Source organism: Micromonospora sp. NPDC049171 (genome assembly GCF_040648275.1).
GTDB lineage: Bacteria > Actinomycetota > Actinomycetes > Mycobacteriales > Micromonosporaceae > Micromonospora.
This window is the reverse complement of record NZ_JBEZDJ010000009.1, coordinates 189,214-204,198: the sequence shown is the minus strand read 5'-3', so window position 1 is coordinate 204,198 and position 14,985 is coordinate 189,214. Positions and strand designations below refer to the sequence as shown.

Below are 14,985 nucleotides of genomic sequence, written 5' to 3'. Positions count from 1 at the left end.
TCACCGGAGGTGGTGCTGGGGGGAAGCGAGGATCGCCCGCGCGACGGCGGTGATGGCCCCGTTGAACGTGGCGTCCACCTTGGCAGTCGCCGGCACACCGGCCACACCGAGGATGAGGGTCTTCTCCCGCGTGCTCAGCAGCTGACCCACCAGCCGCTGGGAGAGCGCGTCCACGTACGCCCCGGCGGTGGCCGGCGGCTTGGCGATCAACTTCTCGGGCGCCGTGTACGTGAAGGTGGTGCGGAAGCCACCGATGATCTCGCCCGCCTCGTTCCAGCCGTTGACCATGGTGCCGGCCGACGTCCAGGCGACGTAGACATCCGGGTAGCCGTCCGGGGTGGGCTGACCCATCGGGAACTGGCCCAGCTCGCGCAGCTTGTCGTGGATCTGCCGCAGGCCCCGGGCGTACGGGGTGCGCTTGTTGTCGCCGTTGTTGTGCTTCGGCGACGGGTCCGGTGAGACGCCCAGGGTGCGGTACGTGGCGACCAGGTACTCCATCGGCCGGCGCACCTTCTGGCCCACGCCGGCCCAGAACTCCGAGGAGCTGAACAGCGCCATCAACACCGGCTTGATCAGGCCGTTGTTGGTGGTGTACGTCTTGGCCAGCCGGTCCACCAAAGACTTCGGCGGGGTGTCCGAGACGAACCGGGTCGCCAGGCTCTGCGCGACGTACTTCGCCGTCGACGGGTGCAGCGCGATGTAGGCGATGTACGCGTCGATCGCCGCGTCGGCCTTCTTCGGGTCCAGCGAGTCGTTGGCGTGGGTGAAGCCGAGGATCTTCACCTTGCCGACGTAGTGCTGTTCCGGCTTGAAGACGTACTTGCCGTCCCGGTCGATACCGCGACCGGTCTGCAGCATGGCCGCCTGCCGGACGTCCTGCTCCTCGTAGCCACCGTCGACGCCGACCGAGTAGAGCTCGAGGTTCTCCCGGGCGAGGTTCTCGTTGATCGCGTCCTTGCGGGAGTCCTTCTGGTTCAGGTAGATCAGCAGCGCGGGGTGCTTGTTCGCGGCAACCAGCATCTCCGGGTAGCTGCTCAGCGCGTACTTGCGCACGACGTCCTGGTCGAACGAGTTGCGGTAGACCTCGCCGCCGTCGAAGTCGGCCGCGACGTGCAGGAAGTCGTTCCAGAAGTCGACCATCACCTCGAACAGCTGGCGCTTGGACCAGATCTGCCGCGCGATGGTGGCGTCGACCATCTCCCGCTCCGGCTGGGCGCCCTGCTCGTTGAGCTGGTCCCGCTGGGTGCGCAACTGCTGCGGGTCGAGCTTTAGGGTGGGCAGTTCGGAGAGCTTCAGCTCGGCCTTGCTCGGCTCGATCTTGTCCGGCTCCAACTGGGCGCGGATCCAGGCGTCGATGCCCTGGCTCTTGATGTCGGCGATCACCGCGGGCGTGGGCCCGAAGGTGGCGCGCCGGGCCAGGTGCAGGATCGGGTCCTTGGACAGCACCGTCTTGACCGTCACCTTTGTCGCCGCCGCGGCGGCGGCCGGGCCGGGCAGGGTCCGTCCACTTGTCGGCGCGTTCTTCTTCAGCGCCTCACCGGCCCGAGAGCCCATGTAGCTCTCGTTCTGCTCGGTGTACGTCCGCACCGTGCTGGGCTGCTGGCCACTGGGCCGCGCCGCGGTGCCGTCGGTCACCGTGCTGCCGGTCGCGTCGCCGGCCGCTGCCGCCTCGTCGCCGAAGAGGCCACGGAACTGCGGGGTCATGGCGATCGCCGCGCCACCGGCGACGACGGCGGCGGTGCCGCCGAGGGCGACCATGGCCTTGCGCCGGCCGACCTTGCGGCCCGGGTCGTCGTCATCGTCGAGGGCGGGCAGTCCGGCACCGGCCGGTCGCGCCGGTGCCGGCCGGCCGAGACCCTCCGGGCCGACCCACTGCGGTCCGCGCGGGCCGGGGGCCGGGTGTCCGGCGTGGGCGTAACCGTCGCCGTACTGCTCGCGCGGGTCGGCCTGGGCGGGGTAGCCGCCCTGGTAGGGGTGGGGCGAGTCGTACCCGTACGGCGCGGGCGTGTGGGGGTCGCCGTAGCCGTCCGCGCTGTGGTGCTGGCGTCCGTCCCAACCGCGGTCGTCCCGCGGTCGACGTGGTGGCACATTCTGGTCGGCCATGTACCAATCCCGATTTCTGATGAGCGCCGAGAACTGCGACCGGCAGGTGCGGCAGGTGCGGCGACTGTTGCCTGAGGGGGTTGCTACGGCAAGGTAGCCAAGCCCTCAGGTGCCTTCAAGGTGGGCCGAACACCCGCAGGAGGGCACTTAAGACAGCGCTCAGCGCGTCGTCGGGATCGGGCGGCGGGCCGGAGTCGAGCGCGGACCCTCCCAGCAGGGCGTACGTGCGGCAGCCGGGCACAGATCGGACCGCTCCGCCGGAGGCGACACGTTCCGCGCCGCCCATCACCACAGACAAACTTAAGGTTTGGGTAAGCCGGACATGAGGTTCACTCGCGTGGCGGAAAAGTAGCAGCAGCGGGTGGGCGTGAGCCGCCGTCACGGCGGGTATGCCGCCGAACCGCTGAACGCGTGAGGGGAAGGCAGCGCCATGCTCAGCAAAGAGGATCAGCGCAGGTTCGACCAGATCACCCGTCAGCTCCGGGAGAGTGACCCGGCCTTCTTCAACCGGCTGGACCACCGGGCCCGGGCCCGCAGGGGCCGCTACCTGATGTTGTTGACCATCGTGCTGTGGGCGTCGCTGCCAGCGATAGCCGTGTTCGCCGGCCGGTTGACCGGCGCGATCTGCGCGGTGGTGCTCGTGGCGAACGCCGCGATCATGTGGCGGTTCCGCCGCCGGTGGACGTGACGGCTCACCGGTCGGCCGGGCCGAAGGCCCGGTACGCACGACGCAGACGTTCCAGCAGCCCCGGCCCGCCGATGGCCGGAGCTGGCGCTCCGAGCTGGCGCAGCAGGAGGTCGGGGCCGGTCGCCAGTCGGGGTGGCCGATCGGGCAGCGGCACCGACGGCATCCAGAACCGGTCCGCCGATTCGGCCAGCGGCGTCGCCGGCAGCCCGGCGAGCGCGCGGGCCGCGCCGACCGGTGCCACGACGTCCACGGTCGACTCCGATCCGTCCGGCTCGGACGGTGGGCCGGCCGGTGCGGGTGGCAGGGCGGCGCCGGTGGCCTCGACGCGCCGGGCGCGCAGCTCGTCGAGCAGCTGGGCGCGGGATCGGCCGCGCCAGTGCAGCAACTCGAACGGGTCCGCGTCAAACGCCTCGGCCAGCAGGTAGAACGTCGCCGCGAGGTGCTTGCACGGCACCGCGAAGTCGGGGCAGTTGCACCGCTGGGTCAGCTCGTCGACGGCGGCGGGAAAGAGCGGCGCGCCAGCGGCGACGAACAGCTCCTCCAACTCGTCGGGCAGGTCCCCGGCGAGCAGCCGGGCGCTGAAGAACGCCTGGCCGGCCAGCTCCGCCTCGATCCGGGACCAGAGCGCGGCCGGGAACGGCTTCAGCGCGATCGACACCTGGTACGGCTGCGGGCGCGAGCCCTGCACCACCGCGCTGACCCGCCCCGGTGCGATGTCGAGCGTGAGCACCTGACCGGCCCGCGCGTACGACCGGCCACGGGTCAGCCGGGTGCCGAGCGCGAAGGACTCCAGCACCTCCAGGAAACGTCGCGACCACCAGGAACTGCCGATCGCGCCCCGGGCGCTGCGCGCCCGCAGACCCCCGTCGACCTTGCGGGGGCGCCCGTAGTCGGCGAACCGGTCGGTACTCGGCTGGCTCACTCCAGCGCTCCGCTGCGCTCCGCGCCGGGGTGAGGCACCACGCTGTGCCTGATGGTTCGCACACTCCGCTCGCTCACTCCACCACCGCCCCGGCCTCCAGGGCGAACAGGTCACGCAACTGGCCGGTGGACAACTCGGTGATCCACTGCTCGCCGGTGCCGACCACCCGCTCGGCGAGGTTGCGCTTGTCCGCGATCAACGCGGCCACCTTCTCCTCCACGGTGCCGGCGCAGACGAACTTGCGGACCTGCACCCGCCGACGCTGACCGATGCGGAACGCCCGATCGGTGGCCTGGTCCTCCACCGCCGGGTTCCACCACCGGTCCACGTGCACCACGTGGTTGGCGGCGGTCAGGGTGAGCCCGGTGCCACCGGCCTTGAGGGAGAGGACGAACAGCGGCGGACCATCCGCCGACTGGAAGCGCTGCACCATCGCGTCCCGTTCGGCCTTACCGAGGCCGCCGTGCAGGAACAACACCTCCCGGCCGAACCGTGCCGACAGGTGGCCCCGCAACATCGCACCGAACTCGGCGTACTGGGTGAACAGCAGCGCCCGCTCCCCCGCCGCCAGCACCTCCTCCAGGATCTCGGTCAGTCGGGCCAGCTTGCCGGAGCGGCCCTCCAACGCCGAGCCGTCGCGCAGCAGTTGGGCCGGGTGGTTGCAGACCTGCTTGAGTCGGGTCATGGTGGCCAGCACCAGGCCGCGCCGCTCGATGCCGTCGCTGGTCTCGATCCGGGCCAGCATGTCGTCGACCACCACCCGGTACAGGGCGGCCTGCTCCGCGGTGAGGTTGCAGACCACCTCCATCTCCAGCTTCTCCGGCAGGTCCGAGATGATCGACGAGTCGGTCTTGAGGCGGCGCAACACGAACGGCCCGGTGATCCGGCGCAATCGCTCGGCGGCCTCGACGTCGCCGTTGCGCTCGATCGGCTCGGCGAACCGCTTACGGAACGTCGCCGCCGGCCCCAGCAGACCCGGGTTGGCGAACTGCATGATCGACCACAGGTCGGCGAGCCGGTTCTCCACCGGCGTACCGGTCACCGCCACCCGCTGCCGGGCGGGCAGCGCGCGGACCGCCTCGGCCTGCCGGGTCGACGCGTTCTTGATCGCCTGCGCCTCGTCCACCACCACCCGGTGCCAGTCGATGCCAGCCAGGTCGACGGCGTCGCGGGCGGCCACCGAGTAGGTGGTGAGAACCAGGTCCGCACCGTGCGCGGCCGCGGTGAACTCCGCCCCCCGCGCGCGCTCCGCGCCATGGTGTACGTGCACCCGAAGCGTCGGCGTGAACCGTGCCGCCTCCCGCTGCCAGTTGCCGACCAGCGACATCGGACAGACCAGCAGCGTCGGCCCGGCGTCCGGTGGATCCCCGGCGAGCAGCGCGAGCAACTGCACGGTCTTGCCCAGCCCCATGTCGTCGGCGAGCACGCCACCCAGGCCGAGCGAGCGCAGGAAGGCAAGCCAGGCCAGTCCGCGCTGTTGGTACGGCCGCAGCGTCCCCTGGAAACCCGGCGGCGCGTCCAGCGGGGTGAGCCGGCGCTCGACCGCCCCGGCGAGCAGGTCGCCAAGTGCTCCGTCGGCGGTCACCTCCAGCACCGGCAGCGCCCCGGTGGCCTCGCCGTCGGCCAGCCCGAGGCGGAGCAGGTCGGCGACGCTCAGCTCACCCGCCGAGCGGAGCAGACGCAGACCGGCGGCGAGCCGCCCCGGGTCCAGTTCGACCCACCGACCGCGCAGCCGCACCAGCGGGGTCTTCATCTCGGCCAATGCCGCCAGCTCCTCGGCGGACAACGGCTGGTCACCGAGGGCGATCTCCCAGCGGTAGTCGACCAGGGCGTCCAGGCCGACACCTGCTTCGGTGCCACCGACAGTGCCCGGCGCGGTGCGGCTGCGGGCCCGCAGCCGAGCGCCGAGCCGCGCCGACCGGCGCTGCCACCACGAGGGCAACAGCACCCCGAAGCCGGCCGCGTGCAGCACCGGGGCACCCTCGCTGAGGAATCGGTGCGCCCCCTCGACATCCAGGTCCATCGCCTCGGGAGCGGCGGTGCGCAGCGCGGCGTCCAGGTCCGGCCAGAGCCGGCTGGCCCGACCCAGCTCGGCCAGCAGCGTCTCCTGCGGGCTGCTCGTGCGACCGGCCAGGCCGCCGAGCGTCTGCGGCGCCCGCCAGACCTGCCCGGCGTCGACGTGCAGACCGGGCTCGTCCGCCGACTGCAACCCGAACTCCAGCCGCCACCGACCGCCACCGACCGACTCCACCGGCACGATGTCGGCCGGTGCCGGGCGGGTGACCAGGATGGGTTCGGTGATCTCGTCGGGGGCTGGCTCCACCAACCGGAAACTGGCCCGCACCGGGCCGCCAGCGGCGTCCCGCTGCCAGACGTCCAGCTCGTCGCGCAGCGTGGCCAACGCCAGGGGATCGACGGTGAAGTCACGCCGAGGGCCGGCGAGTGCGGCCAACCAGGCCGGTGCCGGGCCGCCCGGCCGCAGTCCCCGGGCCAGCGTGGTGGTCGCCAGAGCAGCCCGCGCGGCGGCGTCGGTCAACGCGTCGAGCGCGTCCGCGACCAGCGCGGCGGCCGTCAGCTCAACCCCACCCAGCTCGGCCGAGGTCGGGGTGGGCGGCACGGCGGCGGCTCGGGTGGCCGGCGGCAGGGCCAACGCCAGTGATCGCGCCCAGCCGGCGTCGGTGCCGGTCAACAGCGGCCGCCAGACCGCACGCGCCGACACCTGCGCAGAACCGCCCGACGAAGCCCCCGCCGCCATGCCCCCGGCCGGCGCTGCGTCCGCCACCGCCCGGCCCGCCGACGCGGCGACGCCGGGGAGCACCCGGCCCCGGGTTACCAGATCGGCGGCGAAGTCGGCCAACTCGGCGAGGTGGCGCAGGGTGGCTCCGGGCACCGCCGGGAGGTCGTCCAGGGCGCGTAGCAGCGGCAGCGCGTCGTCTGGGGCGTACACCAGAACGGGGACCCGCCACCCGGCCAGGGTGAGCCGGCCGCGGGCCGGGGGTGCGACGGCGGTCCGGATCAGCTCGGGTGAGTCGGTGGGCGTGCCGGCCCGGGTGGGCAGGGTCAGCAGCGCGGTGTCCGGGCGGGTCGGCTCGGCGACGTCGCCGAGGACGGCGGCCAGGTCGGCGTGCCCGGCGGCGAAGGGGTGCGGGCGCTCCCGGGGCGGCCGGCCGGGACGGGTCGGCGCTGGTGGCGCGGCGCTGTCCTCGGCCCAGACGGCGAGGCCGCCGGTCGAGCCGTCGCAGGGCTTCCACAGCCCGTGGATGACCAGCACCTGCTCCCCCTCGTCGCCGCCCGCGCCCAGGATATGCGGCCCCGCTGGGCGATCACGCGCCCCACCGGCCCAGGCACGAACTCAACGAAGATCAGGTTCAGATCGCGCCGGACTCGCCGTCGGTCAACTCGCGCAGGATGTCGGCATGGCCGGCGTGTCGGGCCGTCTCCTCGATCAGGTGCACCAGGATCCAGCGCAGCGACACCTCGCCGAGCTGCGGGTGCGGCACCACGTGGTCGAGGTCGAAACGCGCGGCGATCGACCGGGACCGGGCGCAGGCCCGCTCGTACGCCTCGGTCAGCCCGGCGACGGTGTCCTGGTCGCCGAGGGTGAAGCTCGCCACCGCGTCCTCCTCCGAGGTGAGGTAGACGTCGCCCGGCTCGGGAGCCAGCAGGGTCGGGAACCAGTTCCGCTCGACCAGGGTCAGGTGCTTGACCAGCCCGGCGAGCGTGGTCGCCGAGGGCACCAGGCGTCGGCCGGCGTCGGCGTCGGAGAGACCGCGCACCTTGCGCAGCAGCACGCCACGGTGGAAGTCGAGAAACGAGTCCAGTACGGCGCGCTCGTCGCCGGTGCGGGCGAGCACCGGACCGAGCGTCGGATCGATCGTCTGCTCCATCCGCCGACCCTAGCCACGGGCCGGGTCGCCCGCTGCCCCGCTATCGCTGCGGGCGGGCGACACGACGGGCAGGATGGGCGCATGGCTTCATCCGTGCGAATCCTTCTCGTCGGCGGCTCGGCGGACGGGCAGACCATCACCGTCGAACTGGACAGCAACGGCCGTCCACCGCTGACCCACCATCACCTCGGCTCGGGTGGGCTGGCGGGGGCACAGATCTACGAGCTGGAGACCGCCCACGACGAGGCCAGCGAGTGGCGCTACCGGTGGACCGGCCCCGCGGTCTGAGCGCCCACTCAGACCCGGGTCAGGGCCTGGCTGCGCAGGCCCTCCAACACGCCGCGGGTGACCTCCGAGGTGCCCCGCGCCTGCTCGCACACCTCCGCCACCCGGCGGGCGGTGGCCTCGGCGCGTTGCTCCCGCTCGTCCCACAGCCTGTCGACCTCGGCCAACAGCGGCCCCTCGACCTCCCGCTCCACGCCGCGCAGGGCCGGCACGCCGAGCCGCTGGGCCAGGTCGAAGACCTTGCCGGCGTACGGCAGGGGCAGGAACGGTGTGCCGACCATCGCCGCGAAGATCAGGAAGTGCAGGCGCATGCCGACGGCCAGGTCGAAGTGCCGCATCAGCCCGAGTACCTGCTGTGGAGAGTAGGTGCCGTGCAGGATTCGCCCCCGATCGGCGGCGACCATGTGGGAGAGCACCCCGTGGGCGTGCCGGATGTCGTCGCGCTCCATCGGCACGAACAGCACGTACGCGTCGATCCGGTGCACCAGGAAGTCACCGATCTGGGCCAGCAGCCGGTGGTAGCCGTCCACGTCCAGCCGCTCGGCGGCCCGCCCCGGCTCCCGCACGCTGATCCCGACCAGCCGCTTACCGACCGGCACGCCCTCCTCGGCGAGCAGGTGCGCCGGGAAGTCCTCGGGCTGGAGGAGGAAGGCCGGGTCGGCGGTGACCGTGATCGGGTTGAGCAGGCCGGCCTCCTCCAGCACCATCCGGGACTCCTGGTCCCGGACCGTCACCTGGGTCGCGCCGGAGAGCGTTTCCCGGACCATGCCGGTGTCCACCCCGTCGCTGAGCGGCCCGACCCCCACCGCGTACGTGATCAGGGGCAGGCCACGCTCCTGGGCGACCCGGACCACCCGCAGGTAGCGGCGGGCCTCCCGGTCGTAGAGGATGCCGCCGCCGCCCAGGATGAGCAGATCGAGCTGGGCCAGGACCAGGGCGGAGTCGGTACGGCTGACGCCCTCCCAGGGCACCGCCTCGACATCCGGATGGGCGGCCCGGGTGTGCTCCGGGTTACGGGAGAAGACAATGATCCGAGCGTTTGGTTCCTGCGTGCGCAGATCGGTGAGCAGGCCGGTGAGGATCGCCTCGTCGCCGAGATTTCGCCCACCGTACGAGCCGAGCACACCGATGGTCAGTCCGGCGCCATGCGTCATCCGTCGCTCCTCCCCAGGTGCGGTCCGCGCCGGTTTCCCGCTGGGCAGGTGAACAGTCCTGCCGGGGGGACCGTCCTGGGTCACTCCCGGCTCAACTCGCCGCGGTGATCCGCTTCGCCATCTGCTGCGAGGTGACCTCGAAGCCCAGACTCCGGTAGAGCCCGATCGCCACGACGTTCGTACCGAAGACGTTCAGACCCAACTCGGGCACGTTGAGCTGGGCGAGTTCGACCTCGATGAGCTGGATCATCCGGCGTGCGTAGCCGCGTCCCCGGTGCTCCGGATGCACCTCGATGTTGTGGATCCAGGCCTGGCGCGGGGCGGTCGCCGCCGGCAGGGTCACCCAGATCCAGCCGATCTCGGTGTCGTCGACCCGGCCCAGCCGCAGCAGCGCCCCCTCGGTCGCCGCGCCCGCCGGCAGCGACTCCCGGATCTGGCTGACCGACCGTTCGAGGGCCGCCTCCGGGGTCAACCCCCGGTTCACGACCAGGTCCTCCGCGTACCCCTGCTCCAACTCCCCGAGCAGCCGGGTCAGGTCCTGCTCGGTCATCGGTGTCAACGTCAACTCCACCGAATCCTCCCCTCTGTCGTCGCCGGTGAAGAGTGCAGCAGATCAGACCTGGGCGCGCCACCGGGTTCGGTCGCGCACGGGCGCGGGTTTCGGACCTGGGGGTGGGAACGAGGGGTCCGATTGCCGCCAGACGGGCAGTCGGCGCGGCTACATGATCGTTTGCATGATGACACTCAACGACAGGGTCGCCCTGGTGACCGGGGGCTCTCGCGGCATCGGGGCCGGCATCGCCCTGCGCCTGGCCCAGGACGGCGCCGACGTGGCGCTGACCTACCGGCAGGACGCGGAGCGGGCCGCGACAGTGGTGAAACAGATCGAGGCGCTGGGCCGGCGGGCGCTGGCCATCCAGGCCGACGGTGCCGACCCGAGCGCCGTGCGGGGCGCGGTCGACCGGGTGGCCGCCGACCTGGGTCGGCTGGACATCCTGGTGAACAACGCGGCGGTCTTCCTGGTCGGTGCCATGGACGAACTCGGCCCGGCGGAGCTGGAGCAGACCATCGCGGTGAACATCCGGGCACCGTACGTCGCCGTGCAGGCGGCGCTGCGGCACCTGGGCGAAGGCGGACGGATCATCAGCATCGGCAGCAACGTCGGTGAACGGGCCGTCTTCCCCGGGCTGACGCTCTACTGCATGAGCAAGACCGCGCTCGTCGGGTTGACCCGGGGCCTGGCCCGCGAGCTGGGCCCACGGAACATCACCGTCAACCTGGTCAACCCCGGGCCGACCGACACGGACGCCAACCCGGCGGACGGCCCGAACGCGGCGGCCATCAGGGGATTCACCGCCGTCGGCCGCTACGCTCGCCCCGCCGACATCGCGGCCACCGTCGCGCACCTGGCCAGCCCCGAGGCCGGGTACGTGACAGGTGCGGTGCTCAATGTGGACGGCGGCTTCACCAGCTGAGGACCCCGGGCGGCGTCGGATGGCGCCGCGACGCCGCCCAACCTCAACCACAACACCGTTGCGTTAGGGCTGTAGCCAGCGGGTCAACCCGGGACAGGAAGTGCCCGATCTGCGCCTGGCTTGGCGATCATGGAGTTGTGGTGCCGACTTTGGGGGTTTTACGGGCGTTCTGTTACCCACCACAACTCCATGATCGACAAGACAGTGCTGGTTGACGAACAGCCGTTCCACCTAACGCAACGGCGTTGACCTCAACCAGCACCGCTGATCACCAGCTCGCTCGTCGGCTTGACCGGACCGCCTACGGTGCCGGCCATGTCCCTTCGCGCGGCACGCCTGCTGGTCTGGCCCTTCGCCGTGGCCGCACTCGCCCTGCGGGTCTGCGCCGAGCTGTGGTTCAAGCCGCTGACCTGGCGGATCGATCCGAATGGCGTCGCCCTCCTGACGTGGGTGGCCGTCCTGGCCGGCACGCTCCTGGTGCCGTGGGCCGGCTACAACCTGTTGACCAGGAGCAACCGGCGGCCCGCGACCTGGCAGGTGGACGCGGCGCGGAACCGCTTCGTCGCGCCGTCGAGCCCGCGCTGGATGGGCCCCTGGTCGATGGTCCTTGGCTGGATCGCGGCGGCCTTCGTGCAGACCGAACGGATCGCCGGCGAGGATCGCGCACAACTCGTCCAGATACCAGGGGTGCTGGCGCTGGCCATCGCTGTCCCGCTCCTCGTCCTGGGCGGTATCGCGCTCACCCTGCTGCTGAACCGGCCACGCCTCACCCTGGACCGCGATGGCATCACGGCAAAGGGCCTTGTCAGGCGGACCTTCCTACCCTGGGATCGCCTGGTTCCCGGTGGACCGCCTCCCCCGCCCCCGAAGGCCGCGAGCATCCCCCTGGTGCGGGTGCCCGCGGTGCCGGGCAAGCCGCCCTACCCGTATCCGCTGGCGGCCGGACGGCTGCACGTGGAGCCGGGGTTCCTCGCGAACACGATTCGGCAGTACGTGGAGCACCCTGAGCACCGCTCGGCCATCGGCACCCAGCGCGAACTGGATCGGCTGCACGCCACCCTGAGGTGAAACCGGCCGCGTCCTCAGCGGGGCGGATCCTCGCCGGTGAGCCCGTCCACCGACTCCCGGATCAGGTCGGCGTGGCCGACGTGCCGGGCGTACTCCTCAATGAGGTCGACGAGAACCCGGCGCAGGCTCGGCACGCGACCGTCCGGCCACTCGCCCCGCGCCAACTGCTCCGGACCGGCGTCGGTCAGCAGGTCGGCGACGGTGGCCCGGGAACGGGCCACCGCCTCCCGCCAGAGGTTGTAGAGCTGCTCCGGGGTGTCCTCGGCGGCGGAGTGCCAGTCCCAGCCGGGGTTCGCGGCCCAGTCGACGGTCTCCCACGGTGGTCCGGGTGAACGCCCGGCCAGCTTCAGCGAGAAGTAGAGATCCTCGACGAAGGCCAGGTGCTTGAGCAGCCCACCCAGGGTGATCGACGACGGGCCGAGCGTCGCCCGCAGACCGTCCGCGTCGAGCCCACCGGTCTTCCAGGCGAGAGTCGCGCGCTGCCGGTCCAGGGAGCCCAGCAGGGTGGCGGTCTCGTCGCCCGCGATCGGCGGCTCGGGGTGACCGTGCTCGTCGGCGTTGGTCATGGTGATCGAGGCTAACGGGCCGACCGAGGCCGGTCCATCCCGCGTGGACACGAATAGGATTCCGTGGGTGAAGCCACGGGTGGTCCCGGGTCGGGCGAGCTGCTGTTGGCGGACGAGCGGAGCTGCCGTCGAGACGTCAGGGCAGTTCGTAGCCGGCTTCCTCGACTGCGGCGCGCACCTCGGCGATGTCGAGAGGGCGGTCGCTCGTCACCGTGGCGGTGTCGGATTCGACGTCCACCGCCACGGCGGTGACACCGGGAATCCGTTCGATCTCCTCGGTGACGAAGCCCGCGCAGTGCCCGCAGGCCATACCGATCACCCGATAGCTGCTGACGGTCATGGCGGCGACTGCCCTCGGGCAGGCGCCTCGACGGGCACCGAACGGGTCAGCATGTGAGCCCGGCGCATCCGCCCGTCGGCAGCGAACTGCCCGAAGAAGTGGACGTCCACGCTGCCCTCCCGCTTGGAGGTCTGGAAGTGCAGGGTGTAGCGGGCGGCGATCCGGTCCCCGGCCGCGATCGCCTCGTGCACCTCCCACCGGGCGCCGGTCTGGTGCTTGCGCGCCGGGCGCGAGTGTGCGATGAGCTTGGCGCGGTCCATCAGGTGGCCGTCGGCGACCTGCACGATGTCGGGCGTGTGATAGCGGTCGACGACAGTGGCCGGGTCCTCGTCGCCGTGAACCAGCTCGCTCATGAAAGAGGTGAAGAAGTTCGCGATGAACTCCTTCGGGGCGGTGCCGTCGGAAGCGGTCATCTCACCTACCGTTCGGTCGATCCTTTACAGCTTGTAAAATATCGATCCTCGACAACTTTGGCAAGGTGTAAGAGATGAGTGGCTCAGCAGATCGCAACCGCCGCGCCGACGCCCGCCGCAACAGCGGCGCGATCCTCGACGCGGCGATCCGACTGCTCGACGCGCAGCCCGACGCGAGCCTCGACGCCATCGCCGGCGCCGCCGGTGTCACCCGGCAGACCGTCTACGCCCACTTCCCGTCCCGTGAGCAGCTGATGGCGGCAGTCGTCCGACGGATCACCGACGAGGCCGTCGCCGCGATGGACGCCGCCGACCCGGACCACGGACCCGCCACGGACGCGCTCACCCGCGTCCTCACGGCCGGCGCCCAGATCGCCGAGCGCTATCCGGTCCTGATCCAGCAGATCGCGGCACTGCCGGTGAGTCCGCAGGTCGACGAGGAACGCCACGTGCCGGTCGCCGATCGGATCACCCGGGTGATTCGGCGCGGACAGGCGAGCGGCGAGTTCGACAGTGGACTGCCGGCCGGGTTGCTCGCCACGATGACCATCAAGATCGGCCACGCCGTGGGCGAGGAGGTCGACGCCGGCCGGATGACCCGGACCGAGGCCGCCGACGCGCTGCGTACCGTCCTGATCAGGCTGCTGCGCCCCAGCGGGTGATCATGTACGGACGCTAGTCTGATGTGCAACGGCCTACCTGGGAGGCACTGTGACGCAGCGCTCGCAGCCCCAGCAAGGCCGGTGCCCCGTCTGTAAACGTCTCGTGCCCCTCATCGCACAGGGAAAAGCCGCGCGGCACAACGGCACCATTCGCGCCTACGCCCCGCCCGAGGAGTGCCGCGGGGGTGGACAGCGAGCGGAAGCCACGGGGTCACGAGACGACGAAGGCCACCGGTGATCCGGCAGCCCTCGGCGCTCACGTGTCGGAAGGTGGGCGCGGCAGGTTTCGAACCTGCGACCCCTCGCTTGTAAGGCGAGTGCTCTCCCACTGAGCTACGCGCCCGGATCGCCCGTGCGGCGGGCCGGTGGCTGGCAAGCTTACCTTGCTCGCCGCCGACCTCGGCGCACGGCGTACCCCGGTCAGCTTGTCGCTTCGGCGATGGCCTTGCGCCAGCCCTGCTGGTCGCGGGCCTCGCCCGGGCCGTTCATCTCGGCGTAGCGGACCACGCCGGCCTTGTCGATGAGGAAGGTGCCCCGGTTGGCGAAGCCGGCGTTGTCGTTGAAGACCCCGTACGCCTGGGCGACGGCGCCGTGCGGCCAGAAGTCGGCGAGCAGGGGGAACTGGTAGCCCTCGCGGTCGGCCCAGACCTTGTGGCTGAAGACCGAGTCGACGCTGACCGTCAGCACCTGGACGTCGTCGTTCACGTACGCGTCGAGGTTGTCCCGCACCTCGCTCAGCTCGCCCTGGCAGGTGCCGGTGAAGGCGAACGGGTAGAAGACCAGCAGCACGGCGCGCCTGCCCCGGAAGTCCGAGAGTCGGACTTCCTGGTTGTTCTGGTCCTTCAGCACGAAGTCCGGTGCCTCGGCACCAACCTCGATGGGCATGCGTGATCTCCTCGGGGGTCGAGTCGGGGGGAACGGCACCAGCCTGCCACCCGACGGTGCGGACCGCCGGGCCGGCGAAACGGCGCGGGCTACTTCTTGGCCTTGGCCCCTCGGCGCAGCACCAGACGTGCGCCGCTCCAGTCCCGGCCGGCGTTGACGGTCGAGGTCTGCTGAAGGCCGGCGGTGGGCGCGGACTCCGCGACCTCGCTCGGCTCGACGTGCCCGTCACGCCCCGCCTTCGGGGTGAGTAGCCACACGACCCCGTTGTCGGCCAGCGGGCCGAGGGCATCGACGAGAAGTTCGAAAAGGTCACCGTCGCCGTCGCGGTACCAAACCAGCACCGCGTCGACCACCTCGTCGGTGTCCTCGTCGACCAGCTCTCCACAGCGGTCGGTCAGGGCGTCCCGGAGATCCTGGTCGACGTCGTCGTCGTACCCCATCTCCATGACGACCATCCCCGGTTCCATTCCGAACCGGTCCGCCAGGCTGCGTACCCCGTCGGCGGCCTGACCAGCGGTCGCGCTCACTGTCGCGTGC

General features: G+C 71.5%; 16 protein-coding genes and 1 tRNA gene. 5 read left to right on the top strand and 12 right to left on the bottom strand.

Annotated features, from left to right (window positions below; genetic code table 11):
* Positions 1 to 2,103: a DUF1800 domain-containing protein gene (locus tag AB0B14_RS14410; RefSeq protein ID WP_357070571.1), complete on the bottom strand. Its 2,103-nt coding sequence runs from the start codon at positions 2,101 to 2,103 to the stop codon at positions 1 to 3.
* Positions 2,104 to 2,533: 430 nt separating this feature from the next.
* Here AB0B14_RS14410 and AB0B14_RS14405 point away from each other — a divergent pair, with 430 nt between their 5' ends.
* Positions 2,534 to 2,791: a DUF3040 domain-containing protein gene (locus tag AB0B14_RS14405; protein WP_091409372.1), complete on the top strand. Its 258-nt coding sequence runs from the start codon at positions 2,534 to 2,536 to the stop codon at positions 2,789 to 2,791.
* Between the two features lie 4 nt (positions 2,792 to 2,795).
* Here the strand turns inward: AB0B14_RS14405 and AB0B14_RS14400 are convergent, their stop codons facing one another.
* The 3 genes from AB0B14_RS14400 to AB0B14_RS14390 form a co-directional block, all read right to left on the bottom strand.
* Complete coding sequence (locus tag AB0B14_RS14400) at positions 2,796 to 3,713, bottom strand: SWIM zinc finger family protein (RefSeq protein ID WP_357070574.1); 918 nt, start codon at positions 3,711 to 3,713, stop codon at positions 2,796 to 2,798.
* 73 nt (positions 3,714 to 3,786) lie between these two features.
* Positions 3,787 to 6,984: a DEAD/DEAH box helicase gene (locus tag AB0B14_RS14395; RefSeq protein WP_357522666.1), complete on the bottom strand. Its 3,198-nt coding sequence runs from the start codon at positions 6,982 to 6,984 to the stop codon at positions 3,787 to 3,789.
* Positions 6,985 to 7,081: 97 nt separating this feature from the next.
* Entirely contained in the window at positions 7,082 to 7,600 is a 519-nt protein-coding gene (locus AB0B14_RS14390) for a DinB family protein (RefSeq protein WP_357522665.1), read from the bottom strand.
* Between the two features lie 81 nt (positions 7,601 to 7,681).
* On the opposite strand from AB0B14_RS14390, the gene AB0B14_RS14385 reads away from it, so the two are divergent.
* On the top strand, positions 7,682 to 7,888 hold the full coding sequence (locus AB0B14_RS14385) for a hypothetical protein (protein WP_357070583.1): 207 nt from the start codon (positions 7,682 to 7,684) through the stop codon (positions 7,886 to 7,888).
* 8 nt (positions 7,889 to 7,896) lie between these two features.
* Here the strand turns inward: AB0B14_RS14385 and AB0B14_RS14380 are convergent, their stop codons facing one another.
* A complete protein-coding gene (locus AB0B14_RS14380) occupies positions 7,897 to 9,039 on the bottom strand; it encodes a polysaccharide pyruvyl transferase family protein (RefSeq protein WP_357070586.1) in 1,143 nt (380 codons plus the stop codon).
* A gap of 91 nt (positions 9,040 to 9,130) precedes the next feature.
* Positions 9,131 to 9,610, bottom strand: coding sequence for a GNAT family N-acetyltransferase (locus AB0B14_RS14375; protein ID WP_357070589.1), 480 nt, complete (start codon positions 9,608 to 9,610; stop codon positions 9,131 to 9,133).
* Between the two features lie 163 nt (positions 9,611 to 9,773).
* On the opposite strand from AB0B14_RS14375, the gene AB0B14_RS14370 reads away from it, so the two are divergent.
* Both AB0B14_RS14370 and AB0B14_RS14365 read left to right on the top strand, forming a co-directional pair.
* Positions 9,774 to 10,514 (top strand): 3-oxoacyl-ACP reductase family protein, encoded by a 741-nt coding sequence (locus tag AB0B14_RS14370; protein ID WP_357070592.1) that lies wholly within the window; start codon positions 9,774 to 9,776, stop codon positions 10,512 to 10,514.
* 315 nt (positions 10,515 to 10,829) lie between these two features.
* The gene (locus tag AB0B14_RS14365) at positions 10,830 to 11,582 is read left to right on the top strand and encodes a hypothetical protein (protein WP_357522664.1); all 753 of its coding nucleotides are present in this window, start codon (positions 10,830 to 10,832) and stop codon (positions 11,580 to 11,582) included.
* Between the two features lie 14 nt (positions 11,583 to 11,596).
* On the opposite strand, the gene AB0B14_RS14360 is transcribed toward AB0B14_RS14365, so the two are convergent.
* The 3 genes from AB0B14_RS14360 to AB0B14_RS14350 form a co-directional block, all read right to left on the bottom strand.
* Positions 11,597 to 12,148 (bottom strand): DinB family protein, encoded by a 552-nt coding sequence (locus AB0B14_RS14360; protein ID WP_357070598.1) that lies wholly within the window; start codon positions 12,146 to 12,148, stop codon positions 11,597 to 11,599.
* A 136-nt stretch (positions 12,149 to 12,284) separates the two neighbouring features.
* On the bottom strand, positions 12,285 to 12,488 hold the full coding sequence (locus AB0B14_RS14355; protein WP_357070601.1) for a heavy-metal-associated domain-containing protein: 204 nt from the start codon (positions 12,486 to 12,488) through the stop codon (positions 12,285 to 12,287).
* The gene (locus tag AB0B14_RS14350; protein ID WP_357070604.1) at positions 12,485 to 12,901 is read right to left on the bottom strand and encodes a nuclear transport factor 2 family protein; all 417 of its coding nucleotides are present in this window, start codon (positions 12,899 to 12,901) and stop codon (positions 12,485 to 12,487) included. The genes AB0B14_RS14355 and AB0B14_RS14350 overlap by 4 nt, the downstream gene beginning before the upstream one ends.
* A gap of 74 nt (positions 12,902 to 12,975) precedes the next feature.
* Between AB0B14_RS14350 and AB0B14_RS14345 the strand changes: the two genes are divergently transcribed.
* A complete protein-coding gene (locus AB0B14_RS14345; RefSeq protein ID WP_357070607.1) occupies positions 12,976 to 13,563 on the top strand; it encodes a TetR/AcrR family transcriptional regulator in 588 nt (195 codons plus the stop codon).
* Between the two features lie 271 nt (positions 13,564 to 13,834).
* Here the strand turns inward: AB0B14_RS14345 and AB0B14_RS14340 are convergent.
* From AB0B14_RS14340 to AB0B14_RS14330, 3 genes are all read right to left on the bottom strand, one after another.
* Positions 13,835 to 13,906, bottom strand: a tRNA-Val gene (locus tag AB0B14_RS14340).
* Positions 13,907 to 13,983: 77 nt separating this feature from the next.
* The gene (locus tag AB0B14_RS14335; protein WP_357522663.1) at positions 13,984 to 14,448 is read right to left on the bottom strand and encodes a peroxiredoxin; all 465 of its coding nucleotides are present in this window, start codon (positions 14,446 to 14,448) and stop codon (positions 13,984 to 13,986) included.
* 89 nt (positions 14,449 to 14,537) lie between these two features.
* Complete coding sequence (locus AB0B14_RS14330) at positions 14,538 to 14,975, bottom strand: DUF3052 domain-containing protein (protein WP_272612865.1); 438 nt, start codon at positions 14,973 to 14,975, stop codon at positions 14,538 to 14,540.
* Positions 14,976 to 14,985: the final 10 nt, after the last annotated feature.